The following is a 23,916-nucleotide window of genomic DNA, read 5'->3' as shown; positions in this document are numbered from 1 at the left end:
ACATCACCGCCCGCAATCGCAGGGCATTGTTAACAGAGCTTTCCTGAGATGAAGAAACCCACCCGCGCCCCGGCCGGTCAAATTCGCATTATCGGCGGTCAGTGGCGAGGCCGGAAATTACCGGTGCCGGACAGCCCCGGTTTACGCCCTACCACGGACCGCGTTCGCGAGACGCTGTTTAACTGGCTCGCCCCGTCAATGGTAGACGCCCATTGCCTGGACTGCTTCGCCGGAAGCGGTGCATTAGGGCTGGAAGCGCTGTCGCGCTATGCTGCGAGCGCCACGCTACTGGAGATGGAGCGCGGCGTCGCGCAGACGTTGCAGCAAAATTTGGCTACGCTGAAAGCAACCAACGCCAAAGTGGTGAATACCAACACGCTGAGCTTCCTCGCGCAACAGGGAACGCCGTTCAACGTGGTGTTTGTTGACCCGCCGTTCCGTAAAGGGCTGCTGGAAGAGACATTATCGTTGCTGGAAAAAAATGGCTGGCTGGCAGACGACGCGCTGATTTACGTTGAAAGCGAAGTGGAAAATGGTCTGCCGCCCGTTCCCGTTCACTGGGATCTGCACCGCGAGAAGGTCGCCGGCCAGGTGGCTTATCGTCTGTATCACCGTCAGGCACAAGGAGGATCCGATGCCAGTACTGATTAACGTAGGGCGCTTGCTGATGCTGGGCGTCTGGGCATTTTTGATTTTGAATCTGGTACACCCGTTCCCGCGTCCGCTGAATATCTTCATTAACGTGGCGCTGATTTTCACCGCGTTCATGCATGCCTTGCAGATGGTGATGCTGAAAAACGGACTGCCGAAAGATAGCCCACCGATGACCGGCTGGCAGCAGCTACGGGTGTTTATTTTCGGCGTATTTGAGCTGCTGGTGTGGATGAAGAAGTTTAAGGCGCAGGTGAAGAAGTAACCCCCTCACCCTAACCCTCTCCCCTTCGGGGAGAGGGCCGGGGTGAGGGGAAAATTACTGCTCCGGTTCAAACCCTTCAAACCGCGACCCTTTGTAGCTCAGCGTGCCTTTCTCCCCCACCGTCAGCTGGTGGTACTGCTGCGCCTCCAGTCTGAAGGTCATCTCCAGCCCGCCGATTTCCGGCTTAAAGCTCGCTTCATAGCGCATCGTTGTGCCCGCAGGCGTCACCTGCTGCTGGCGGGATCGGCGGTCATTAAGCGGTTTCTCGCGCTTGTTCGTCACCACCACGCGCTTTTGCATCAGCGGTGCGGCATCGTTGTCGGCCTTCTCACGGCGCTGCTGCACGAAGCGAAACGAGGCGGCAATGACGATAATCGCCAGCACGACAATAAAAAACAGCGGCATCTTGCTCATTGAAAAATCCCATCAGATTATGCGGAATTCAGGATACCTCGCCTGCCCCGGCATTGCCAAACGCCCGCTCGCGTCACTACACTGGATCAGAAACTGATCATTCAGCCTCAACAGTTACAGGGAGTTAATATGCTTTGGTCATTTATCGCTGTCTGTTTTTCCGCATGGCTTTACGTCGATGCGTCTTACCGTGGCCCAGCCTGGCAGCGCTGGTTGTTTAAACCCGTCACGCTATTGCTCCTGCTGTTGCTTGCCTGGCAGGCACCGATGTTTAACGCCATCAGCTATCTTGTCCTCGCGGGGCTGTGTGCGTCCCTGATTGGCGATGCCTTAACCCTGCTGCCGCGCCAGCGTCTGCTGTACGCCGTGGGGGCATTCTTCCTGTCGCATCTGCTCTATACCATCTACTTTGCCAGCCAGATGACGCTCTCCATCTTCTGGCCGCTGCCGCTGGTGCTGCTGGTGATTGGCGCCCTGCTGATCGCGGTGATCTGGTCGCGTCTGGAAGAGATGCGTCTGCCGGTGTGTACGTTTATCGCCATGACGCTGGTGATGGTGTGGCTGGCGGGCGAGCTGTGGTTCTTCCGTCCGACAGCGCCTGCGATGTCCGCGTTCTTCGGTGCCGCACTGTTGCTGTTGGGTAACATCGTCTGGCTGGGCAGCCACTATCGCCGCCGCTTCCGTGCGGATAATGCGATTTCTGCCGCCTGTTACTTTGCCGGACACTTCCTCATTGTGCGTTCACTGTATATCTAAATAACGCTTGACTCTGGAGTCGACTCCAGAGTGTATGCTGCGGTTAATGAGAAAATTATCATTACCGGAGACTGCCATGTCGACTCCAGAAATACCTAAAAAAGTTCCCAAATTCTCGGCACTTAAGCTCAGCCCGGTTCCGCCAAAAGAGGACTGCTGCTGCGAGGGCGCATGCGAAACGCAAACTCAAACGCTGCCTGAAAGCGGCAATCACTACAGCTGGGTCGTCAACGGCATGGACTGCGCGGCCTGCGCCCGCAAAGTGGAAAACGCGGTGAAGCAGGTGCCGGGCGTGAGCCACGTTCAGGTGCTGTTCGCTACCGAAAAGCTGCTGGTCAGCGCCGAAAACGACGTCAGCAGACAGGTTGAAGCCGCCGTCAGCAAAGCGGGTTATACCCTGCGCAGCGAAACGGCGCCCGCAGAAAAAACGTCCCCGCTAAAAGAAAACCTGCCCCTTATCACCCTCATCATCATGATGGCCCTGAGCTGGGGGCTGGAGCAGATCAACCACCCGTTCGGCAACCTGGCGTTTATCGCCACCACGCTGGTTGGCCTGTTCCCGATTGCCCGTCAGGCGCTGCGTCTGATGAGAAGCGGCAGCTGGTTTGCCATCGAAACGCTGATGAGCGTGGCGGCTATCGGGGCGCTGTTTATTGGCGCGACGGCGGAAGCGGCGATGGTGCTGCTGCTGTTCTTAATTGGCGAACGCCTTGAGGGCTGGGCGGCGAGCCGGGCGCGTAAAGGGGTGAGCGCGCTGATGGCGCTAAAGCCGGAAACCGCCACGCGGGTTATTGATGGTCAGCGTGAAACGGTCGCCATCAACACCCTGCGACCGGGTGACGTGATTGAAGTGCCCGCAGGCGGACGTCTGCCAGCCGATGGGGCCCTCGTTACCGCCACCGCAAGTTTTGACGAAAGTGCCCTGACCGGGGAATCCATCCCGGTTGCGCGCGCGGCGGGTGAAAAGGTGCCTGCGGGCGCCACCAGCGTCGACCTACTGGTGCAGTTGACGGTCCTTTCCGAACCGGGCGACAGTGCCATCGACCGCATCCTCAGGCTGATTGAAGAGGCCGAGGAGCGCCGCGCGCCGGTAGAACGCTTTATCGATCGCTTCAGCCGGATTTACACCCCCGCCATCATGCTGGTGGCGCTGCTGGTCACCGTCGTCCCGCCGCTGTTCTTCGGCGCACCGTGGGAGGGCTGGATTTACAAAGGGCTGACGCTGCTGCTGATCGGCTGTCCGTGTGCGCTGGTGATCTCCACCCCGGCGGCGATTACCTCCGGGCTGGCGGCGGCGGCACGTCGCGGGGCGCTGATTAAGGGCGGCGCGGCGCTGGAGCAACTGAGCCAGGTCCAGCACATCGCCTTCGATAAAACCGGCACGCTGACCGTCGGCAGGCCGCAGGTGACCGGCGTGTATCCGCAGGACATCAGTGAAGACGCCCTGCTGACGCTGGCCGCTGCCGTGGAGCAGGGTTCCACCCACCCTCTGGCGCAGGCGATTGTACGTGAAGCGAAGGGCCGCGGGCTGAACATCCCTCCAGCAACGGCCCAGCGAGCGCTGGTCGGGTCAGGCATTGAAGCTGTGGTCGAAGGCAAAAAAGTGCTGATCGCCGCGGCGGACGCGCGCTCTACTCCACAGGTTGAGGCGCTGGAGCAGGCCGGGCAGACGGTCATTACCGTGATGCAGGACGGTGTGCCGATGGGCATGCTGGCGCTGCGCGACACCCTGCGTGACGATGCGAAAGAGGCCGTCGACGCACTGCACAGGCTGGGAGTACAGGGCGTGATCCTGACCGGCGATAATCCGCGCGCGGCGGCGGCGATTGCCGGCGAGCTGGGGCTGGAGTTTAAGGCCGGATTGTTGCCTGCGGATAAAGTCAGCGCGGTAACCGGGCTGAACAGCAACGCCCCGCTGGCGATGGTCGGGGACGGAATAAACGATGCCCCGGCAATGAAAGCTTCCACCATCGGCATTGCGATGGGCAGCGGCACCGACGTGGCACTGGAGACCGCCGATGCGGCGCTGACGCACAACCGCCTGACCGGGCTGGCGCAGATGATAGAACTTGCGCGGGCGACGCGCGCCAATATTCGGCAGAACATCGCCATTGCGCTGGGTCTGAAGGGGATTTTCCTGGTCACCACGCTGCTCGGCATGACCGGACTGTGGCTGGCGGTACTGGCGGATACGGGGGCGACGGTGCTGGTTACGGCGAACGCGTTGCGGCTGTTGCGTCAAAGGTAAAAGTGAAACGGCAACCGGGTTGCCGTTTCTCGTGTTTGCCCCCTCTCCCCGCGGGAGAGGGCCGGGGTGAGGGCATCAGGCCGCACGCGTCACTGCATCCCTAACAGCCCCGGCAACCACAATGAAATCGCCGGAATGTACGTCACCATCCCCAGCACGACCAGCAACATACCGTAAAACGGCAGCATCGCCCGCACCACGTGTTCGATCTTCTGCTTACTCACCGCGCTCGCCACAAACAGCACCGACCCGACCGGCGGCGTGATCAGCCCAATCCCCAGGTTAACCATCATGATCATCCCAAAATGCACCGGGTCGATACCCAGTGCATTGGTCACCGGCAGCAGCACCGGCGTCAGGATCAGGATGATCGGCGCCATGTCCATCAGCGTGCCAATCAGCAGCAGCATGATGTTGAGGTACATGAGGATCACGTACTTGTTATCGGAGAGCGATGTGAAGAATTCGGTGATGCGCATCGGCAGTTGCATGTAGGTCATCACCGCCCCAAACGCCGCGGCAAAGCCGATTAAAATCATCACGATGGTGACGGTTTTCACCGTGCGGCACATCAGCTTCGGCAGTTCGCTCCACTTGTAGTCGCGGTAGATAAACATGGTGACGAAGAACGCCCACAGGCAGGCCACGGCGGCAGATTCGGTGGCGGTAAAAATCCCGGACAAGATCCCGCCGAGGATAATCACCACCGTCATCAGCCCCCACAGGGCATCGAGCATAATTTTCAGCGCCTGCCTGAACGGGATTTTGTCCCCCTTCGGGTAGCCGCGCTTGCGGGCGAAGCACAGGCAGAGCACCATCAGGCTCACGCCCAGCAGCAGGCCCGGCAGCACGCCCGCGATAAACAGCGTGGCGATGGAGACCGTTCCCCCCGCCGCCAGGGAGTAAATCACCGAGTTGTGGCTGGGCGGGATCAGAATCGCCTGCACCGACCCGCTGGCCGTCACCGCCGCCGCGTATTCGCGCGGATAACCCTTCTTCTCCATCTCCGGGATCATCACGCTGCCGATAGACGCCGTATCCGCCACCGACGAGCCGGAAATCGCGCCGAAGAACGTCGAGGCGACAATGTTCACCAGCGACAGCCCACCGCGGATAAAGCCGACGAACACGTAGGCGAAATTCACCAGCCGTCGGGCAATGCCCCCTTCCGCCATGATCGCCCCGGCAAGAATGAAGAACGGGATTGCCAGCAGGGTAAATTTATTGACCCCGCTGGTGATCTGGATCATCAGCGCCTCCAGCGGCAGGTCAATCCACAGCGCGCCCGCCACGGCGCTTAAGCCGACGGCGAAGGCCACCGGCATCCCCAGCGCCAGCAAAATGGCGAGGGTGAATAACAAAACAAAAGCATCCATTGTTCACCCCTTAACTGTGATTGCCGATCAGCACGACCGGACGGTTTTCCTGCGAGCCAAACAGCAGGCGTTCAAGCACAAACAGGATCAAAATGGCCGACCCGACAGGCAGAGGCAGATAGCTTTCGCCGGAGGTCAGGAGCGGAAACTCCGCCACCGGCTGCTCCCACAGCTCGACGCACAGCCAGTAGCTGTACCAGCACATCAGGCCAGAAATCAGCAGCATCAGCAGATCCACTACCCGCGCGCACAGCCTTTGCAGCGACGCGGGCAGGCGGTCGGTAAGCATGTTGACCGCAATATGCGACCCGGCGCGGTAGCTTACCGCCGCGCCGATGAAGGTAAACGTCACCATGCAGATAATGGCGATCGGCTCCGGCCAGGATTCGCCGCGATTGAGCACGTAGCGTGAGAAGATGCCGATGGGGATGACAATCGTCATCACCAGCAGCGAGAGACCCGCCACCGCCATGGCGAGCAGGTACAGACGATCCATCCACTTCAGGTAGAGTTCGGACATACGTACTCCGGATTACTGAACGTCAGCGATGGCTTTCATCAGATCCTGATGCTTGTCGCCATACTGCGCGCGCACCGGCTCAGTGGCTTTGATGAACACCGTTTTGTCGATATCGTGGAACTTCACGCCGCCAGCCTTCATTTTTGCCAGCGCCTGGTCGTTATACGCATTCCACAGCTTGCGCTGCTCGAACTGCGCTTCGCGGGCCAGCGTCAGGATCTTTTGCTGTTCGTCAGCGCTGAGCTTGTCCCATTTCACTTTGGAGTAGAGCAGCATTTCCGGAGTGATAAAGTGGCCGCTCAGCGTGTAGTTTTTGGCGATCGGCATGTAGTTGTGGGCGATAAAGGTTGGCGGGTTGTTCTCCGCGCCATCGATCACCCCGGTCTGCATGCCGCTGTAAACCTCGCTGACGCCCATCGCCACCGAGTTCGCCCCCATCGCTTTCAGCGTGGCCAGCGCCACCGGGCTACCCTGGACGCGGATCTTCTTCCCTTTCAGGTCTTCCGGTTTAACGATTGGCTCTTTGGTGATCAGGTTGCGGGTGCCGGAATCCATCCAGCCGAGGAAGACCAGGCGCGATTTCGGGTTGGCGGTCAGCTTGTCGCCAATCTGCTTGCCGATATCCCCGTCGATCACCTTGTGCATGTGGTCTTCATCGCGGAATACGTAGGGCAGCGTAAACACTTCGATATCCGGCAGGATGGCGGCAACCGGCGCCATAGAGACGCGGATCATGTCTATCGCCCCCATCTGCGCCTGCTCAATCATCTGCTTTTCATCCCCCAGCACGCCGCCGGGGAAGACCTTAATCTCCAGCTTGCCATCGGTTTGTTGTTTGAGTTTTTCACCCATCTGCTGAACCGCCACTACGTTCGGGTAGCCTTCAGGATGCACATCGGCGGCTTTGATGGTCTGGGCAGAAACGGTGCAGGCAAAAGCAGACAGGCACAGAGCAGCCAGTAACGGCTTGAGGGTCGTTTTCATTGAGTCAACTCCAGGGTAGTGAAATAAGTGTTAAAACGATGTTTTAGTTTTTGACGTTTAAAAATTAGACTACGGCTGGAAAAAGGAGGGTGAAGCGCCTCACAAAAAGCGCGAAATTTTGAAACGATGGTTCGAAATTGTGATGAGTACTTGTCGGGTGGCGGCTGCGCCTTACCCGACCTACTACACCCGTAGGCCCGTGCAAGCGAAGCGCCGCCGGGCGTCAGGCCGCACTTACCCCTTACGAATCAAATACCGGTACGGCAAGGTCTCGGTTTGCTGCGCCACCAGCTCATGTTCCATAAAGGTACAAAAGCCGGGGATATCACGGGTGGTAGCCGGGTCATCGGCGACGATCAGCAGCGTTTCGCCGCTCTGCATGTTACGGACGGTCTTACGCACCATCATTACCGGCTCCGGGCAACGGAGGCCCTGAGCATCAAGCGTGTGGTCTGGGCTGGAAAACAGGTCGGTCATGTTCTTCTCGTTCAGGCAAAAACGGCTGTAGTTTACGCCCCGCTATCGCCAATGCAAACCAGGTTAACGATTGCGTGAAAATTAGCCATTGCAAAGTGTCGTTAAAGCAGTATCATGCGGCGGCTTTATTGGGTTCCCTCACCCCAAATATTAATCAAAAAGGTACAATATGAACTCCTTTACACAATCGCAACGCGTCAAGGCGTTGTTCTGGCTTTCGCTATTTCATCTGCTGGTGATCATCTCCAGTAACTATCTGGTACAGCTCCCCATCTCCATTTTTGGTTTCCATACCACCTGGGGCGCGTTCAGTTTCCCGTTTATTTTCCTTGCGACGGATTTAACCGTGCGTATTTTTGGCGCACCGCTGGCGCGGCGGATTATTTTTGCGGTGATGATCCCGGCACTGTTTGTCTCCTACGCCATCTCCTCGCTGTTTTACATGGGAAGCTGGCAGGGCTTCGAAGCGCTGACGCACTTCAACCTGTTCGTCGCGCGTATTGCCGCCGCCAGCTTTATGGCCTATGCCCTGGGGCAGATCCTCGATGTCCACGTGTTTAACCGCCTGCGTCAGAACCATCGCTGGTGGATGGCACCAACGGCTTCCACGCTGTTCGGTAACGTGAGCGATACGCTGGCCTTCTTCTTCATTGCCTTCTGGCGCAGCCCGGACGCCTTCATGGCAGAACACTGGATGGAAATCGCTCTGGTGGACTACGCCTTTAAGGTGCTTATCAGCCTGGTCTTCTTCCTGCCGATGTACGGCGTGCTGTTGAATATGCTGCTGAAAAGACTGGCAGATAAATCTGAAATGTCCGCATTGCAGGCAGGTTAAGGGTTCGCTTTATCAGTTGTGATAAGATGAACGAATGAGCCGCTATGGCCGTTTATCGAAAGGAAGAAGTCAATGCGCAATCTGGTTAAATATGTCGGGATTGGCCTGCTGGTTGTTGGCCTTGCAGCCTGTGATAACAGCGACACCAAAACGCCTGCTCAGGGCGCGTCAGCAGAAAGCAACGCCACCGGTCAGCCGGTGAGCCTGATGGATGGCAAACTCAGTTTCTCTCTGCCCGCGGACATGACCGATCAGAGCGGTAAGCTGGGCACCCAGGCGAACAACATGCACGTCTACTCCGATGCCACCGGGCAAAAAGCAGTCATTGTGATTGTCGGTGACGATACCAGCGAAGATCTGGGTGTGCTGTCCAAACGTCTGGAAGATCAGCAGCGCAGCCGCGACCCGCAGCTTCAGGTGGTGACCAATAAGTCTATCGAGCTGAAAGGCCACACGCTGCAACAGCTGGACAGCATCATCTCCGCCAAAGGCCAGACCGCTTACTCCTCCGTGGTTCTCGGCAAGGTAGATAATAAACTGCTGACCATGCAGATCACTCTGCCTGCAGATAATCAGCAAAAAGCGCAGGCTACCGCTGAAAACATCATTAACACCCTCGTGATCCAGTAATTGTTCACCAGGATGACGTGGCCTCCGTCGCTTGCGCCGGGGGCCATTTTTTTTCCATGACTTTAAGACTAACGCTCCAGACGAAGCGAATCCGGCGCACTACAATTAGCAAGCCCCCCGGAAAAAGGAATTCTTATGACTGCCAGCCCGCCCGACAAAGCCGGACTTCATATTTTATTAAAACTCGCCTGCCTGGTGGTTATCCTTGCGGGTATCCATGCGGCGGCGGATATCATTGTTCAGCTTCTGCTGGCGCTGTTTTTCGCCATCGTCCTCAACCCGCTGGTGACGTGGTTTTTACGCCGGGGCATCAGCCGCCCGGTCGCGATTACCATTGTGGTGATGGTGATGCTGGTTGTCCTGACGGCGCTGTTCGGCGTGCTCGCCGCCTCGCTGAGCGAATTTTCCACCATGCTGCCGCAGTACAATAAAGAGCTGACGCGCAAGCTGGTCGATCTCCAGCGCATGTTGCCGTTCGTTAATCTGCATATCTCACCGGAACGGATGCTGCGCCGGATGGATTCCGAGAAGGTGATGACCTACGCCACCACGTTGATGACCGGGCTTTCCGGGGCAATGGCCAGCATTCTGCTGCTGGTGATGACGGTGGTGTTTATGCTGTTCGAAGTGCGCCACGTGCCGTATAAGCTGCGTTTTGCCCTGAACAATCCGCAGATCCACATTGCCGGCTTGCATCGCGCGCTGAAGGGTGTGTCCAAATATCTGGCGCTGAAAACGCTGTTAAGCCTGTGGACCGGCGTGATCGTCTGGCTGGGGCTGGTGCTGCTGGACGTGCAGTTCGCGCTGATGTGGGGCGTGCTGGCGTTTTTACTGAACTACGTGCCCAATATCGGCGCGGTGCTTTCTGCCGTTCCGCCGATGATCCAGGCGTTCCTGTTTAACGGTTTTTATGAGTGCATGCTGGTAGGAGCGCTGTTCCTCGTCGTGCATATGGTGCTGGGCAATATTCTCGAACCGCGCATGATGGGTCACCGTCTGGGCATGTCGACGATGGTGGTGTTTTTATCGTTACTGATCTGGGGATGGCTGCTGGGACCGGTGGGCATGCTGCTCTCCGTGCCGCTCACCAGCGTCTGTAAAATCTGGATGGAAACCACGAAAGGAGGCAGTAAACTCGCCATTCTGCTGGGTCCGGGTCGGCCAAAAAGCCGTTTGCCGGGATAACCGGGTGGAAAGGGTTAAAAGTGACGTTTATTCGCCAGCGCGACGACAACATTGTACGATGTGCGCAGCAAATCGCGCTGGCGAAGAAAAAGTCACAGAAACAGGTTTATCGCGGACGCGCGTAGATGAAATTTACACTTACCCTTATCGACTGGCAGGCAAGAGCGCCAGGACTCAGCGATGCCGACGAATGGCAGGCATGGTCACGCCGGTCTGACGCCATCGATCCTGATGCACCGCTGGCGAAACTGACCGATCTGCCGATGATGACCGCCCGCCGCCTGAATTCAGGCAGCAAGCTGGCCGTCGATCTTGGCCTGATGATGCTGCGCAAACACCGCATCGACGCCGTCGTCTACAGCAGCCGTCACGGGGAGCTGGAACGCAATTTTCGTATTCTCCAGGCCCTGGCGGCAGATCAGCCCGTTTCCCCCACCGATTTTGCCATGTCGGTACACAACTCGGCGGTCGGCAATCTCACTATCGCCGCGCGTCAGCCTGTTGTCTCTTCGTCGGTTTCCGCCGGTATGGATACCTTCCAGCAGAGCTTATGCGAGGTGCTGAGCCTGCTGCATGCGGGCTACTCACGCGTGTTACTGGTAGATTTCGACGGTCTGCTGCCGGAGTTTTATCACGCCGGGCTGCCGCCGCAGATGCCCGTCTGGCCCTACGCGCTGGCGCTGGTAATTGAGGCCGGAAATACGCTCAGCTGTGAAACGCACGCCAACCGCAGGCCTGAAGAGCCCGCGCTGCCGCAAAGCCTGCAGTTCCTGCGCCATTACCTGCGGGACGAGCGCCAGTTTACCCTGCCGGGCGAGCGCCTGCTGTGGCAATGGACGCGCCAATGAGAGGGTTACGTTCCCGCCTCGATCGGGTATGGCGCATGCTGATGACCGGATTGTGCTTCGCCCTGTTCGGCCTCGGCGGGCTGACGCTGTCGCTGGTGTGGTTTAACCTGCTGCTGATTTTCCAGCGTGACCGCACTCAACGTCGCCGCCTGGCACGCCGCACTATTTCTGCCAGTTTCCGCCTGTTCCTCGCGGTGGTACGCGGTGTAGGGGTACTGGATTACCGTTTCAACAACCTGGACGTTTTGCGCGCCGAGCGGGGCTGTCTGGTGATTGCGAACCATCCCTCGCTGCTGGACTACGTTCTGCTGGCGTCGGTGATGAACGAAACCGACTGTCTGGTGAAAAGCGCGTTGCTGCGTAACCCGTTCGTCAGCGGCGTGATCCGCGCGGCGGACTATCTGATTAACAGCGAAGCCGACACGCTGCTTGCCGCAAGCCAGCAGCGTCTGGCCCAGGGCGACACCCTGCTTATCTTCCCTGAAGGCACCCGCACCCGGGTGGGGGAAGCCATTACCCTGCAACGTGGGGCGGCGAATATCGCCGTTCGCTGCAACAGCGCCGTGCGCGTGGTGGTGATCCACTGTAGCGAACGGATGCTGGATAAACAGAGCAGCTGGTATAACGTGCCCCCCAACAAACCTGTTTTCACCGTGGATGTTCGCGAACGCATCAACATTCATGATTTTTATGATGCGAGTCAGCACGAACCCGCGCTGGCGGCAAGGCAGTTAAACCGGCATATGCAGCATCAGTTAACAACCGGTCTTCAATCTTTGTCAGGAACGAAAGATGCAAGCGCTCTATCTTGAAATTAAGAATCTCATTATCTCTACGCTGAATCTGGAAGAACTTACCCCAGAGGATATTGATACAGACGCCGCGCTCTTTGGCGACGGCCTCGGTCTGGACTCAATCGACGCCCTTGAGCTGGGGCTGGCGGTAAAAAATCAGTACGGCGTAGTGCTTTCTGCCGAAAGTGACGAGATGCGTCAGCACTTCTATTCCGTTGCCACGCTCGCGGCTTTTATTCATCAACAACGCGCCTGAGAATGACCGCTATGACAGAACAACAAACGATTTATCAGGAAGTCTCTGCGCTTCTTATTACGCTGTTTGAAGTCGCTCCGGAGGATATTACCCCTGAGGCACGGCTTTACGAGGATCTGGATCTCGACAGCATTGATGCCGTCGATATGGTAGTGCACCTGCAAAAGAAAACGGGCCATAAAATCAAGCCCGAAACCTTCAAAGCGGTGCGCACGGTGCAGGACGTCGTGGACGTTGTGGAACAGCTTCAGCGCGACGCGTAACGTGCGTTCGATTCCAGTTCTTCCCGCCCTGACGGGGCTGATGCTGCTGGCATGGCCGTTTTTGATCGGCTTTGGGCTGGCAAATAATAGCCTGCACGGGATACTGCCCGTGATGGCGCTGGTGCTGCTGTTACGCGTCTGCCAGGCCCGTCGGCAGGGCGGTCCCCTGCGTTATCTTTTCGTGAGCGTGGCGCTGGCTGGCATAGCGCTTTGCGCGGCGAGCTACGTCCTGCACGCGCACCAGTGGGTGCTGTTTTATCCGGTGGTGGTGAATCTGGTGATGCTGGTGGTGTTTGGCGGTTCGCTGTGGACGGCAATGCCTGTCGTTGAACGGCTGGCGCGCCTGCGTGAACCGGATCTCTCCCCCGTCGGGGTACGTTACACGCGCCGGGTTACCCAGGTCTGGTGCGGCTTTTTTATTATTAACGGGGCGATCGCGCTGTTTACCGTATTACACGCCGATATCCGTCTGTGGACGCTGTGGAACGGGATGATTGCCTATCTCCTGATGGGCACGCTGATGGCCGGCGAGTGGCTGGTGCGACAACGGGTGATGAAAAACGATGCTTAACCCTCTCCCGCTTAGCCAGTGGCTCAGTGCCCCCCGCCCTGACGACACCCCTGTCGCCTGGCAGGACAACCATCTCTGGACGCTTGGCGATCTGCGCCACGACGTCACTCAGCTGGTCGACACGCTGCGTGATGAAGAAGGCGAGCGCTGGGCGCTGTGCATCGAAAACGGCTATCTGTTTATTGTCGCGCTGCTGGCGACGCTGCATGCGGGTAAAACGCCGGTCCTCCCTGGGCACAGCCGGGCGGCGCAGCTTAACGAACAGCGGGCGCTGTTCAGCGGCGTCCTGAGCGACACCACGCTCGATTTTCAGGGGCGACAGCTGCGGGTGGCTTCCGCTCAGCGGGCAGGCCATCCCTTTTCACCGCTGCCTGCCATCGATGAGATGCGCACGATCGAGCTTTACACCTCCGGCTCGACCGGCACGCCGCAGCGGGTGAGTAAGCCGGTGGTCAGCCTGGATCGTGAGGCTCGTCTGCTGGCGGAACATTTTGGCGATCGTCTGGCAGGCTGTCACGTCGTCGCTTCCGTGGTGCTGCACCACCTGTATGGCCTGACGTTTCGTGTCGTCTTACCCATGGCGCTCGGCCTGCCGCTGCACGCCAGCCTGCTCAACTATGCCGAGCAGCTCTCTGCCCTTCCCGACGATAAACGCTATCTTTTCATCAGCAGTCCGGCGTTTCTCAAGCGGCTGGACGCGTCACTGACGCCGCCCCCCGTCAACCTGCTCTTCTCCGCTGGCGGCGCGCTGCCCTGGCAGGAGGTCGCCGCGGTTCAGGCCTGGCTCAACGTCTGGCCGGATGAAATATACGGCAGTACAGAAACGGGGGTTATGGCCTGGCGCTACCGTCAGGAGGAAAGCATCCGCTGGCAGCCTTTCCCCGGCGTGACGTTTCACGGCGATCGCGTGACGTCGCCGCTGATCCCCGAGGCGGAGGGGGTCCTGCTGGATGATATCCTGCACTTCACGGCTGACGGGCAGTTCAGCCTCGTCGGGCGCCGCGGTCGGGTGGTCAAAATTGAAGATAAGCGCATTTCGCTCGATGACATTGAGCGCCGCCTGCTGGCGCTGGACGGCATCCGCGAAGCCGCCGCGCTGACGGTGACGCGCGGCGGGCGTCAGGGTATTGGCGTATTGCTGGTGCTGAATAAAGCGGTGCGTCAGCAACACGAACAGAGCAAAAAAGCGCAGGAGCTCGCCTGGCGTCGCGCCCTTCGCCCCTGGCTTGAACCGGTTGCCGTGCCGCGCTACTGGCGGATCGTTGATGAAATTCCGGTCAACAGCATGAACAAGCGCGTAACTGCGCAGCTACAGGAGTTGTTTCATGAAAATCCCTGAAATCGAACGCCGCGAGCCTGGCCCCGGGTATCTGGAGATAACCCTTTATCTTGATCCTGACCTGCTCTGGTTTAAGGGACATTTCGCCGTACAGCCGCTGCTGCCGGGCGTAGCCCAGCTCGACCGGGTGATGCATTACGCCGCCGCGCTGGCGCCGGGCTACCGTTTTCACAGTATTCAGAACGTAAAGTTCGCCGCCCCGCTGTTACCGGAGAACACGGTCACGCTGCTCCTTGCCTGGCAGCCCGAACGCCAGATGCTGACCTTTAGCTACCAGCGCCATGCGGGTAACGAGCGTCACACCGCCAGCAGCGGGAAGATTCGCTTATGTCAGTAACCTTCCGTCCCTGCGTCCTGATCCCGTGCTACAACCACGGGGCGATGATGGCTTCGGTGCTGGCGCGCCTGGCGCCTTTCGATCTGCCCTGTCTGGTGGTGGACGACGGCAGCGATGAAACCACGCGCCGCACGCTTGAAGCGCTGGCGGCGGATCGTCCGCAGGTCACGCTGCTGCGCCTCGCCGAAAACAGCGGCAAAGGCGCGGCGGTGATGCAGGGGCTGAAAGCCTGTGCCGATCGCGGCTTCACCCACGCCGTTCAGGTGGACGCTGACGGCCAGCACGCTATTGAAGACATCCCCAAACTGCTGGCGCTGGCCGAACGCCATCCCGATGCGCTCATTTCCGGTCAGCCCGTTTATGATGACTCGATCCCCCGTTCGCGCCTGTACGGGCGCTGGATAACACACGTCTGGGTCTGGATTGAAACCCTCTCCCTGCAACTAAAAGACAGCATGTGCGGGTTTCGCGTTTACCCGATAGCGCCGGTAATGCGCCTGGCGGCGGGCACACCGCTCGGCAGGCGGATGGATTTTGATACTGAAGTGATGGTGCGCCTCTACTGGCAGGGCAACATTAGCTATTTTCTGCCCACCCGCGTGACCTATCCGCCGGATGGGGTATCCCATTTCGATGCCCTGAAAGACAACGTGCGCATCTCGTTGATGCATACCCGTCTGTTTCTCGGCATGCTGCCGCGCATTCCTTCCCTGCTGATGCGTCGCCGCTCGCAGCACTGGGCGCAGCAGCAGGAGGTGAAAGGATTATGGGGCATGCGCCTGATGCTGCGCGTCTGGCAGTTGCTGGGGCGAAAGGCGTTTACCATCCTGCTGTGGCCGGTTACGGCCGTCTACTGGCTGACCGCCCGCGCTGCGCGTCAGGCGTCGCAGCAGTGGCTGACGCGGGTTAAAACGGTGATGGCACAGCGGCAAATGCCGCAACCCGTACGGCTTAACAGTTTTTCCCACTTCCTGCGCTTCGGTCATGCCATGCTGAACAAAGTGGCCAGCTGGCGCGGCGAAATGAAGCTTCATCGCGATCTGGTCTTTGCGCCAGGCGCGCAGGAGGCGCTGGGTCTTGACGATCCTCAGGGCAAACTGCTGCTCGCGTCGCATCTTGGCGATGTGGAAGCCTGCCGGGCGCTGGCCCAGCGCGAAGGGGCGAAAACCATCAACGCGCTGGTCTTTAGCGACAATGCTCAGCGTTTTAAACAGGTGATGGAGGAGATGGCGCCGCAGGCGGGCATTCACCTGATGCCGGTCACCGACATTGGCCCGGAGACCGCCATCCTCATTAAAGAGAAGCTGGATCGCGGCGAATGGGTGGCGATCGTGGGCGATCGCATCGCCGTCACCCCGCAGCGCGGCGGCAGCTGGCGGGTGATATGGAGCGAATTTATGGGCCAACCCGCGCCGTTCCCGCAGGGACCGTTTATTCTGGCGTCCCTATTGCGCTGCCCGGTGGTGCTGATTTTTGCCCTCTGCCAGCAGGGAAAGCTGACCCTGCACTGCGAGCCGTTTGCCGACCCGCTGCTGCTGCCGCGCGGCGAACGCCAGCAGGCGCTACAGCAGACCGTCGATCGCTATGCGCAGCGGCTGGAGCATTACGCGCTCTTGTCGCCGCTCGACTGGTTTAATTTTTTCGATTTCTGGCAGCTGCCAGAGGTCAACGAGAAGGAGTAAAGGGTGCTGACCGATCCCCGCTTTACGGCTGAAGTTGAAATCACCGTTCCGTTCCACGACGTCGATATGATGGGCGTGGTGTGGCACGGCAACTATTTCCGCTATTTTGAGATTGCCCGCGAAGCGCTGCTCAACCAGTTTGATTACGGCTATCGCCAGATGAAAGCGTCCGGCTACGTCTGGCCGGTGGTGGATACGCGGGTGAAATACCGCGACGCGGTGACCTTCGAGCAGCGCATTCGCGTCCGCGCTCACATTGAAGAGGTTGAAAACCGTCTGCGCATCGCCTATCAAATCTTCGACGCGCAAACCGGGAAACGCACCACCACCGGCTACACCATTCAGGTGGCCGTGGAGGAAGCAAGCCGGGAGATGTGCTTTGTCAGCCCGGCCATTCTGTTCGAACGCATGGGGATCGCGCCATGAAGTGGATAACGCTACTCGCGCTGCTGGTAAGCCCGCTGGTGAACGCGGTCACGCTGGATGAACTGCAACAGCGGTTTGCGGAGCAACCGGTGGTGCGCGCGCACTTCGAACAGACCCGCACGATCAAGGACATGCCTCAGCCCCTGCGCTCGCAGGGGGAGATGCTGATCGCCCGTGACAATGGCCTGCTGTGGGATCAAAAAGCGCCGTTCCCGATGACGCTGCTGCTGGATGACAAACGGATGGTGCAAATCGTCAACGGTCAGCCGCCGCAGACCATTACCGCCGACACTAACCCGCAGATGTTCCAGTTCAACCATCTGCTGCGGGCGCTGTTCCAGGCCGACCGCAAGGTGCTGGAAGAGAACTTCCGCGTCGATTTCAAAGACCTGGGTGAAGGCCGCTGGTCGCTGGTGCTGACGCCCGTTACCACGCCGCTAGACAAGATTTTCTCCACCCTTGATTTGAAGGGCGCGATCTATCTGGAATCCATTCGCCTGAACGATAAGCAGGGCGACACGACGGATATCGCCCTCTCCCGCCACCAACTGACGCCCGCCCGCCTGACCGATGCAGAACGCCAGCGCTTTGCCGCACCGTAACGCCCTGCGCCCGGCGCTGCTGTGGGCCGCGGTATGCCTGATCCTGCTGGGCGTGCTGCTGTCGCTGCTGCCTGGCGCGCGGCTGAACAGCAGCGTGCTCGCCATGCTGCCGAAACAGACGCTCGGCGCGATCCCTCCCGCCCTCAACGACGGATTTATGCAGCGCCTCGACCGCCAGCTCATCTGGCTGGTCAGCCCTGGTAAACAGCCGGACCCGCGCGTGGCGCAGCAGTGGTTAACCCTGCTGCAACGCAGCCAGGCGCTGAGTGTCGTAAAAGGTCCGCTGGATGCCGCCGGGCAACAGGCCTGGGGAGATTTCTTCTGGCAGCACCGCAATGGCCTGGTCGATCCGGCCACCCGCGCCCGCCTGCAAAACGGCGGTGAAGCGCAGGCTCAGTGGATCCTGTCCCAACTCTACTCCGCCTTTTCCGGCGTGAGCGGCAAGGAGCTGCAAAACGATCCGCTGATGCTGATGCGCGGCGCGCAGCTCGCGCTGGCGAAGAACAGCCAGAAGATGCAGCTGATGGACGGCTGGCTGGTGACAAAAGATGCGGCCGGGAACTACTGGTATCTGCTGCACGGCGAGCTGGCAGGCTCTTCGTTTGACATGCAGCAAACCCACCAGCTGGTGACCACCCTCAACGCGATGCAGCAGACGCTGACAAGCCAGTATCCACAGGCGCAGCTGCTGTCGCGCGGGACAGTGTTCTACAGCGATTACGCCAGCCAGCAGGCTAAAAAAGATATTTCCACGCTTGGCGCCGCCACGGTGCTCGGGGTGATCCTGCTGATTGTGTCGGTGTTTCGCTCCGTACGTCCGCTGCTGCTGAGCCTGCTCTCTATTGCCATCGGCGCGCTGGCGGGGACGGTCGTGACGCTCCTGCTGTTCGGTGAGCTGCACCTGATGACGCTGGTGATGAGCATGAGCATCATCGGCATCTCGGCGGACTATACGATTTACTACCTCACGGAGCGGATGGTGCACGGCGCGGAACACTCGTCCTGGCAAAGCCTGGCAAAAGTGCGTAACGCGCTGCTGCTGGCGCTGCTGACTACCGTCGTGGCGTATCTCTTCATGATGCTGGCCCCCTTCCCCGGCATTCGTCAGATGGCGGTGTTCGCCGCCGCAGGGCTGAGCGCCTCGTGCCTGACGGTAATTTTCTGGCACCCGTGGTTGTGCCGTGGCATGCCGGTTCGCCCGATCCCCCTGAGAGGGATGATGCAGCGCTGGCTGAACGCCTGGCGCGACAGCAAAGCCCTCTCCGTCGGGCTGCCGGTAGCACTGGCGCTGCTCTCCGCCATCGGGATCGCCAGCCTGCGGGTGGATGACGATATCGCCCGGCTTCAGGCGCTGCCGCAGGACATTCTGGCGCAGGAAAAAACCATCACCGCCCTGACCGGGCAAAATGTCGATCAGAAGTGGTTCGTGGTGTATGGCGCGTCGGCTCAGGAAACGCTGGAGCGGCTGGAGGCGTTTGCCCCGGCGCTGGCGCAGGCGCAAAAAGCCGGAGAATTAAACCGCTGGCGCACCCTGCCGCTGAACTCGCTGGCGCGGCAGAACAGCGATCTGCAACTTCTGCGTAACGCCGCACCGACAGTGACGAAAATGCTGCAAAGCACGGGGCTGAATGCCGTCGCCCCGAATCTGAACGCCATGCCTGTCAGCGTGGAGGCGTGGCTCGCCAGCCCGGCCAGCGAGGGCTGGCGTTTGCTGTGGCTGACGCTGCCGGACGGCAAAAGCGGTGTGCTGGTCCCGGTCGATGGCGTCAGAAACAGCGCTGCGCTCGGTGAGCTGGCCGCCCGCCATCCCGGAGTCGTCTGGGTTGACCGTAAGGCCAGCTTCGACAGCCTGTTTGCACTCTACCGCGCGCTGCTGACGGGGCTGCTGGGCGTGGCGCTGGCGGTGATTGCCTGCGGCGCGGTGGTGCGCCTCGGCTGGCGAAAAGGGCTGGTGGCGCTGGTGCCATCCGTGCTGTCGCTGGGCGGCGGGCTGGCGGCGCTGGCCGTGACGGGCCATCCGGTGAACCTGTTTTCCCTGCTGGCGCTGGTGCTGGTCCTCGGCATTGGCATCAACTACACGCTGTTTTTCAGCAACCCGCGCGGCACGCCGCTGACCTCCATGCTGGTGATTACCCTCGCCATGATGACCACCCTGCTGACGCTGGGAATGCTGGTGTTCAGCACCACTCAGGCCATCAGCAGCTTTGGCATTGTGCTGGTGAGCGGTATCTTCACCGCGTTCCTGCTCGCCCCGCTGGCGATGCCGACTAACAAAGAGAACTTACCATGACCCGTTTCATTCGCCTGGCGGCAGTGATGATGGCCCTGTTGCTGGCGGGGTGTAGCCATACGACGAACCGCGATGACGCGCGCCCTCAGGCCTGGCTCCAGCCCGGCACCCGCGTCACGCTGCCACCGCCGGGCATCACGCCTGCCATCCGCGCGCAGCAGTTGCTTACCGGCAGTTTTAAAGGCCAGACCCAGTCGCTGCTGGTGATGCTGAACGCCGATGGAAATAAAGTGACGCTTGCCGGCCTCTCCTCCGTCGGGATCCGCCTGTTCCTCGCCACCTACGACGACACCGGGATCCACACTGAGCAGTCGGTCGTGATGCCGCAGTTGCCGCCCGCCAGCCAGGTGCTGGCCGACGTGATGCTCAGCCACTGGCCCCTCAGCGCCTGGCAGCCGCAGTTGCCGAAAGGCTGGACGCTGAACGATACTGACACCAGACGCGAACTGCGCAACCCCGATGGCAAGCTGGTCACGGAAATTGCCTACCTGAACCGTAACGGCAGGCGCGAACCGATTAGCATTGTGCAGCACGCTTTTCACTACCACATCACCATTCAATATCTGGGTGACTGAGATGATTTACCTTTCTGCCGTTGGCATGGTCAACGCGCTCGGCAACTCGGCTGATGAAATAGCGGCGAACCTGATCGCTGGTGTGGCCCCCGGGATGCGCCAGCGTGCGGGCTGGCTACAGGGCTTACCCGAGGCCGTGCTGGGCGGGGTGGAGGGTGATCTTCCCCCTGTTCCCGGGTCTTTTTCTGCGCATCGAAGTCGCAACAACCAGCTGTTGCTGGCAGCGCTGGCGCAAATCCGGCCCGCCGTCGATGCGGCCATTGCGCGCGTGGGGCGCGACCGCGTGGCGGTGGTGCTGGGCACCAGCACCTCCGGACTGGACGAGGGTGATGAGTACGTGCGCCGCGCGCAGAACGGCGAGCGCAGTCCGCAGTGGCAATATCCGCAGCAGGAGCTGGGCGATCCGTCGCGCTTTCTCGCCAGCTGGCTTGCGCTGGACGGCCCGGCGTATACCATCTCGACCGCCTGCTCCTCCAGCGCACGGGCGATCATCAGCGGCCGTCGCCTGATCGACGCCGGTCTGGTGGACGTCGCCATCGTCGGCGGGGCCGACAGCCTGAGCCGCATGCCGGTCAACGGCTTCAACAGCCTGGAATCCTTCTCCCCCACCCTGTGCGAACCGTTTGGCCGCAACCGTCGGGGGATCACCATTGGCGAAGCGGCAGCATTGATGGTACTGACCCGCGAGCCGGGCGAGATTGCGCTCCTGGGCGCGGGGGAATCCAGCGATGCGTACCATATTTCCGCCCCACATCCACAGGGCGAAGGGGCGATCCGCGCCATCACCCAGGCGCTGAACGAGGCGGGCATGACGGCGGCGGACGTCGGTTATATCAACCTGCACGGCACCGCCACGCCGCTGAACGATCGCATTGAGGCGCAGGTGATCCACGATCTCTTTGGCGACCGCGTGCCGTGCAGCTCCACGAAACATCTTACCGGCCACACGCTGGGCGCCGCCGGGATCACCGAGGCCGCCCTGAGCTGGCTGATCCTGACCCGAGACCTGCCGCTGCCGCCGCAGGATTTTTCCCGCTACGCGCCGGACGACACCCTGCCCGCCTTCGGCCTACTGCACCAGAGCGCACCGCTGAATAAACCAGTGATCCTGTCAAACTCTTTCGCGTTTGGCGGCAACAACGCCAGCCTTCTGCTGGGGAGAGTATGATGCGCTACTTACCACCCGGGGATTATCTTCCTCACGACACGCCGATGCTGCTGCTTGAGAGCGTGGAAAGCGTCACCGATGACCGCGCCATTTGCAACGTGACGGTGAACGAACGGGGCGTTCTGGCGCCGTTTCTGGACGCAGGCGGCAACCTGCCCGGCTGGTTTGCGCTGGAGCTGATGGCTCAGACCGTGGGCGTCTGGTCTGAATGGCACCGGATGCAAAAAGGGCTGCCGCACTGTGCGCTGGGTATGGTGCTGGGCGCGCGCGAGCTGGTATGCGACGCAGGGCATTTTGCCGCAGGCTGCACGCTGACCATCACCATCGAACGTCTGATGCAGGATGAGCGCTTTGGCAGCTTCGAGTGCACCATTCATGCGGATAATATTTCCCTCGCCACGGGCCGCGTAAACACCTTCCAGCCGAGCGAGGAAGAATTAACCACACTTTTTAACCAGGGAACACCATCATGAGATCCGTACTGGTCACCGGCGCCAGCAAAGGCATTGGCCGCGCTATCGCCCTTCAGCTTGCGGCGGACGGTTTCACCGTCGGCGTGCATTACCATCGTGATGAAGCGGGCGCGCAGGAGACGCTGGAGGCGATTGTCCAGGCAGGCGGCGCGGGCCGTTTACTCACCTTTGACGTGGGCAACCGCGAGCAGTGCCGTACGGTGCTGGAACAGGCGATCGCTGACCACGGCGCGTGGTATGGCGTGGTCAGTAACGCCGGTATTACCCGCGACGGCGCATTTCCGGCGCTCAGCGACGATGACTGGGACAGCGTGATCCACACCAATCTCGACAGTTTTTATAACGTCATTCATCCCTGCATTATGCCGATGATCGGCACCCGCAAGGGCGGGCGGATCATCACCCTGTCGTCGGTGTCAGGCATTATGGGCAACCGTGGGCAGGTGAACTACAGCGCGGCGAAAGCCGGGATCATCGGCGCCACCAAAGCGCTCGCCACCGAGCTGGCAAAACGCAAAATCACCGTCAACTGCATCGCGCCGGGGCTGATTGATACCGGTATGATCGAGATGGATGAAGCCGCGCTGAACGCGGCGATGTCGATGATCCCGATGCAGCGTATGGGCCAGGCCGAGGAAGTGGCCGGGCTGGCGAGCTACCTGATGTCGGATAAAGCAGGCTATGTGACGCGACAGGTGATATCGATCAACGGAGGCATGCTATGACCCGCCGGGTAGTGATTACGGGCATGGGCGGCATCACCGCATTCGGCGAGGACTGGCCGACCATCTCGCGCCGTCTGCGCGAGTATGAAAATGCGGTGCGTACCATGACGGAGTGGCAGGCGTATGACGGCCTGCAAACCCTGCTCGCCGCGCCGATTGAAGATTTCACCCTCCCCGCTCACTATACCCGTAAGCGCATTCGCGCCATGGGCCGCGTGTCGCTGCTCTCAACCCGCGCCACCGAGCTGGCGCTGGAGCAGGCGGGACTGATCGACAACGCGGTGCTGACCAACGGTCAGACCGGCATCGCCTACGGCTCGTCGACGGGCAGCACCGGGCCGGTCAGCGAGTTTGCCTCCATGCTCACCGAAAAGCACACCCACAACATCACCGGCACCACCTACGTGCAGATGATGCCGCACACCACGGCGGTGAATACCGGACTGTTCTTTGGCCTGCGCGGACGGGTGATCCCCACCTCAAGCGCCTGTACCTCTGGCAGCCAGGCGATTGGCTACGCCTGGGAAGCGATTCGTCACGGCTACCAGACCGTGATGGTGGCAGGCGGCGCGGAAGAGCTGTGCCCGTCGGAAGCGGCGGTTTTCGATACCCTGTTTGCCACCAGCCAGCGTAACGACGCGCCCAAAACCACGCCGTCGCCGTTTGACGTTCAGCGCGATGGCCTGGTGATTGGCGAAGGGGCGGGCACGCTGGTGCTGGAAGCGCTGGATCACGCCAGAGCACGCGGGGCGACAATCTATGGCGAGATCGTGGGCTTTGCCACCAACTGCGATGCGGCGCACATCACCCAGCCCCAGCGTGAAACCATGCAGGTGTGTATGGAGCAGTCGCTGGCGATGGCGGGTCTTAGCCCGCAGGACATTGGCTACATTTCTGCCCACGGCACGGCAACCGATCGCGGGGATATCGCCGAGAGTCAGGCGACCGCCGCTATTTTCGGCGACAGCGTGCCCATTTCATCCTTAAAGAGCTATTTCGGCCATACCCTGGGTGCCTGCGGCGCGCTGGAAGCCTTGCTGAGTCTGCATATGATGCGGGAGGGCTGGTTCACGCCGACGCTCAATTTAAGACAACCGGATGAGCAATGCGGCGCTTTAGATTATATTATGGGGGAAACCCGCCCGATTGATTGCGAATTTATTCAGAGCAATAACTTTGCCTTTGGCGGCATTAATACCTCGATAATCATTAAACGCTGGGCGTAA

28 protein-coding genes are annotated in these 23,916 nt (G+C 60.2%); 23 read left to right on the top strand and 5 right to left on the bottom strand.

Annotation, left to right across the window (positions count from 1 at the left end; translation table 11 throughout):
* Positions 1-48: 48 nt before the first annotated feature.
* Both rsmD and C3451_RS14430 read left to right on the top strand, forming a co-directional pair.
* Positions 49-651, top strand: coding sequence for a 16S rRNA (guanine(966)-N(2))-methyltransferase (gene rsmD / locus C3451_RS14435; protein ID WP_022649669.1), 603 nt, complete (start codon positions 49-51; stop codon positions 649-651).
* Positions 635-916: a DUF1145 family protein gene (locus tag C3451_RS14430; protein ID WP_022649670.1), complete on the top strand. Its 282-nt coding sequence runs from the start codon at positions 635-637 to the stop codon at positions 914-916. Before rsmD ends, C3451_RS14430 begins: the two co-directional genes overlap by 17 nt.
* 54 nt (positions 917-970) lie before the next feature.
* Here the strand turns inward: C3451_RS14430 and C3451_RS14425 are convergent, their stop codons facing one another.
* Complete coding sequence (locus C3451_RS14425; protein WP_045622190.1) at positions 971-1,330, bottom strand: DUF2500 domain-containing protein; 360 nt, start codon at positions 1,328-1,330, stop codon at positions 971-973.
* 129 nt (positions 1,331-1,459) lie between these two features.
* On the opposite strand from C3451_RS14425, the gene C3451_RS14420 reads away from it, so the two are divergent.
* Positions 1,460-2,086, top strand: a complete 627-nt coding sequence (locus C3451_RS14420; protein WP_022649672.1) for a lysoplasmalogenase — start codon at positions 1,460-1,462, stop codon at positions 2,084-2,086.
* 76 nt (positions 2,087-2,162) lie between these two features.
* A complete protein-coding gene (gene zntA, locus C3451_RS14415) occupies positions 2,163-4,334 on the top strand; it encodes a Zn(II)/Cd(II)/Pb(II) translocating P-type ATPase ZntA (RefSeq protein ID WP_045622191.1) in 2,172 nt (723 codons plus the stop codon).
* 89 nt (positions 4,335-4,423) lie between these two features.
* Here zntA and C3451_RS14410 read toward each other — a convergent pair whose 3' ends face one another.
* From C3451_RS14410 to tusA, 4 genes are all read right to left on the bottom strand, one after another.
* Entirely contained in the window at positions 4,424-5,710 is a 1,287-nt protein-coding gene (locus tag C3451_RS14410; protein ID WP_022649674.1) for a TRAP transporter large permease, read from the bottom strand.
* Positions 5,711-5,720: 10 nt separating this feature from the next.
* A complete protein-coding gene (locus C3451_RS14405; protein ID WP_023298808.1) occupies positions 5,721-6,230 on the bottom strand; it encodes a TRAP transporter small permease in 510 nt (169 codons plus the stop codon).
* 12 nt (positions 6,231-6,242) lie between these two features.
* Complete coding sequence (locus C3451_RS14400) at positions 6,243-7,214, bottom strand: TRAP transporter substrate-binding protein (protein ID WP_022649675.1); 972 nt, start codon at positions 7,212-7,214, stop codon at positions 6,243-6,245.
* A 234-nt stretch (positions 7,215-7,448) separates the two neighbouring features.
* The gene (gene tusA, locus C3451_RS14395; RefSeq protein ID WP_000130627.1) at positions 7,449-7,691 is read right to left on the bottom strand and encodes a sulfurtransferase TusA; all 243 of its coding nucleotides are present in this window, start codon (positions 7,689-7,691) and stop codon (positions 7,449-7,451) included.
* A gap of 169 nt (positions 7,692-7,860) precedes the next feature.
* Here tusA and C3451_RS14390 point away from each other — a divergent pair, with 169 nt between their 5' ends.
* From C3451_RS14390 to C3451_RS14300, 19 genes are all read left to right on the top strand, one after another.
* A complete protein-coding gene (locus tag C3451_RS14390; RefSeq protein ID WP_045622192.1) occupies positions 7,861-8,526 on the top strand; it encodes a 7-cyano-7-deazaguanine/7-aminomethyl-7-deazaguanine transporter in 666 nt (221 codons plus the stop codon).
* Positions 8,527-8,598: 72 nt separating this feature from the next.
* The gene (locus C3451_RS14385) at positions 8,599-9,156 is read left to right on the top strand and encodes a DcrB family lipoprotein (protein ID WP_022649677.1); all 558 of its coding nucleotides are present in this window, start codon (positions 8,599-8,601) and stop codon (positions 9,154-9,156) included.
* 135 nt (positions 9,157-9,291) lie between these two features.
* Complete coding sequence (locus tag C3451_RS14380) at positions 9,292-10,341, top strand: AI-2E family transporter (protein ID WP_003861270.1); 1,050 nt, start codon at positions 9,292-9,294, stop codon at positions 10,339-10,341.
* Between the two features lie 125 nt (positions 10,342-10,466).
* Positions 10,467-11,189 (top strand): beta-ketoacyl synthase chain length factor, encoded by a 723-nt coding sequence (locus C3451_RS14375; RefSeq protein WP_023307137.1) that lies wholly within the window; start codon positions 10,467-10,469, stop codon positions 11,187-11,189.
* Entirely contained in the window at positions 11,186-12,001 is an 816-nt protein-coding gene (locus C3451_RS14370; protein WP_063139278.1) for a lysophospholipid acyltransferase family protein, read from the top strand. The genes C3451_RS14375 and C3451_RS14370 overlap by 4 nt, the downstream gene beginning before the upstream one ends.
* Complete coding sequence (locus C3451_RS14365; RefSeq protein ID WP_003861263.1) at positions 11,982-12,239, top strand: phosphopantetheine-binding protein; 258 nt, start codon at positions 11,982-11,984, stop codon at positions 12,237-12,239. The genes C3451_RS14370 and C3451_RS14365 overlap by 20 nt, the downstream gene beginning before the upstream one ends.
* Before the next feature lie 11 nt (positions 12,240-12,250).
* Positions 12,251-12,502, top strand: a complete 252-nt coding sequence (locus C3451_RS14360; RefSeq protein WP_022649680.1) for an acyl carrier protein — start codon at positions 12,251-12,253, stop codon at positions 12,500-12,502.
* Complete coding sequence (locus C3451_RS14355; protein WP_045622193.1) at positions 12,474-13,073, top strand: hypothetical protein; 600 nt, start codon at positions 12,474-12,476, stop codon at positions 13,071-13,073. Before C3451_RS14360 ends, C3451_RS14355 begins: the two co-directional genes overlap by 29 nt.
* Complete coding sequence (locus tag C3451_RS14350) at positions 13,066-14,412, top strand: AMP-binding protein (protein ID WP_045622194.1); 1,347 nt, start codon at positions 13,066-13,068, stop codon at positions 14,410-14,412. The genes C3451_RS14355 and C3451_RS14350 overlap by 8 nt, the downstream gene beginning before the upstream one ends.
* Positions 14,399-14,749, top strand: coding sequence for a (3R)-hydroxymyristoyl-ACP dehydratase (locus C3451_RS14345; protein WP_022649683.1), 351 nt, complete (start codon positions 14,399-14,401; stop codon positions 14,747-14,749). Before C3451_RS14350 ends, C3451_RS14345 begins: the two co-directional genes overlap by 14 nt.
* The gene (locus C3451_RS14340; protein WP_045622195.1) at positions 14,740-16,431 is read left to right on the top strand and encodes a glycosyltransferase family 2 protein; all 1,692 of its coding nucleotides are present in this window, start codon (positions 14,740-14,742) and stop codon (positions 16,429-16,431) included. The genes C3451_RS14345 and C3451_RS14340 overlap by 10 nt, the downstream gene beginning before the upstream one ends.
* Positions 16,432-16,434: 3 nt before the next feature.
* A complete protein-coding gene (locus tag C3451_RS14335) occupies positions 16,435-16,857 on the top strand; it encodes a thioesterase family protein (protein ID WP_006812302.1) in 423 nt (140 codons plus the stop codon).
* Positions 16,854-17,459: an outer membrane lipoprotein carrier protein LolA gene (locus tag C3451_RS14330; RefSeq protein ID WP_045622196.1), complete on the top strand. Its 606-nt coding sequence runs from the start codon at positions 16,854-16,856 to the stop codon at positions 17,457-17,459. The genes C3451_RS14335 and C3451_RS14330 overlap by 4 nt, the downstream gene beginning before the upstream one ends.
* Positions 17,428-19,749: an MMPL family transporter gene (locus C3451_RS14325; protein WP_045622197.1), complete on the top strand. Its 2,322-nt coding sequence runs from the start codon at positions 17,428-17,430 to the stop codon at positions 19,747-19,749. The genes C3451_RS14330 and C3451_RS14325 overlap by 32 nt, the downstream gene beginning before the upstream one ends.
* Positions 19,746-20,324 (top strand): DUF3261 domain-containing protein, encoded by a 579-nt coding sequence (locus C3451_RS14320; protein WP_022651978.1) that lies wholly within the window; start codon positions 19,746-19,748, stop codon positions 20,322-20,324. Before C3451_RS14325 ends, C3451_RS14320 begins: the two co-directional genes overlap by 4 nt.
* A 1-nt stretch (position 20,325) precedes the next feature.
* Positions 20,326-21,492: a beta-ketoacyl-[acyl-carrier-protein] synthase family protein gene (locus tag C3451_RS14315; protein WP_032626844.1), complete on the top strand. Its 1,167-nt coding sequence runs from the start codon at positions 20,326-20,328 to the stop codon at positions 21,490-21,492.
* Entirely contained in the window at positions 21,492-21,965 is a 474-nt protein-coding gene (locus tag C3451_RS14310; RefSeq protein ID WP_045622214.1) for a 3-hydroxy-fatty acyl-ACP dehydratase, read from the top strand. The genes C3451_RS14315 and C3451_RS14310 overlap by 1 nt, the downstream gene beginning before the upstream one ends.
* The gene (locus C3451_RS14305) at positions 21,959-22,690 is read left to right on the top strand and encodes a 3-ketoacyl-ACP reductase FabG2 (protein WP_032626847.1); all 732 of its coding nucleotides are present in this window, start codon (positions 21,959-21,961) and stop codon (positions 22,688-22,690) included. The genes C3451_RS14310 and C3451_RS14305 overlap by 7 nt, the downstream gene beginning before the upstream one ends.
* Positions 22,687-23,916, top strand: a complete 1,230-nt coding sequence (locus tag C3451_RS14300) for a beta-ketoacyl-ACP synthase (RefSeq protein WP_045622198.1) — start codon at positions 22,687-22,689, stop codon at positions 23,914-23,916. Before C3451_RS14305 ends, C3451_RS14300 begins: the two co-directional genes overlap by 4 nt.

Origin of the sequence: Enterobacter sp. 301B (assembly GCF_003850715.1) — a bacterium.
Taxonomy (GTDB): Bacteria; Pseudomonadota; Gammaproteobacteria; order Enterobacterales; family Enterobacteriaceae; genus Enterobacter; species Enterobacter intestinihominis.
This window is presented reverse-complemented; position numbering and strand designations above follow the sequence as displayed.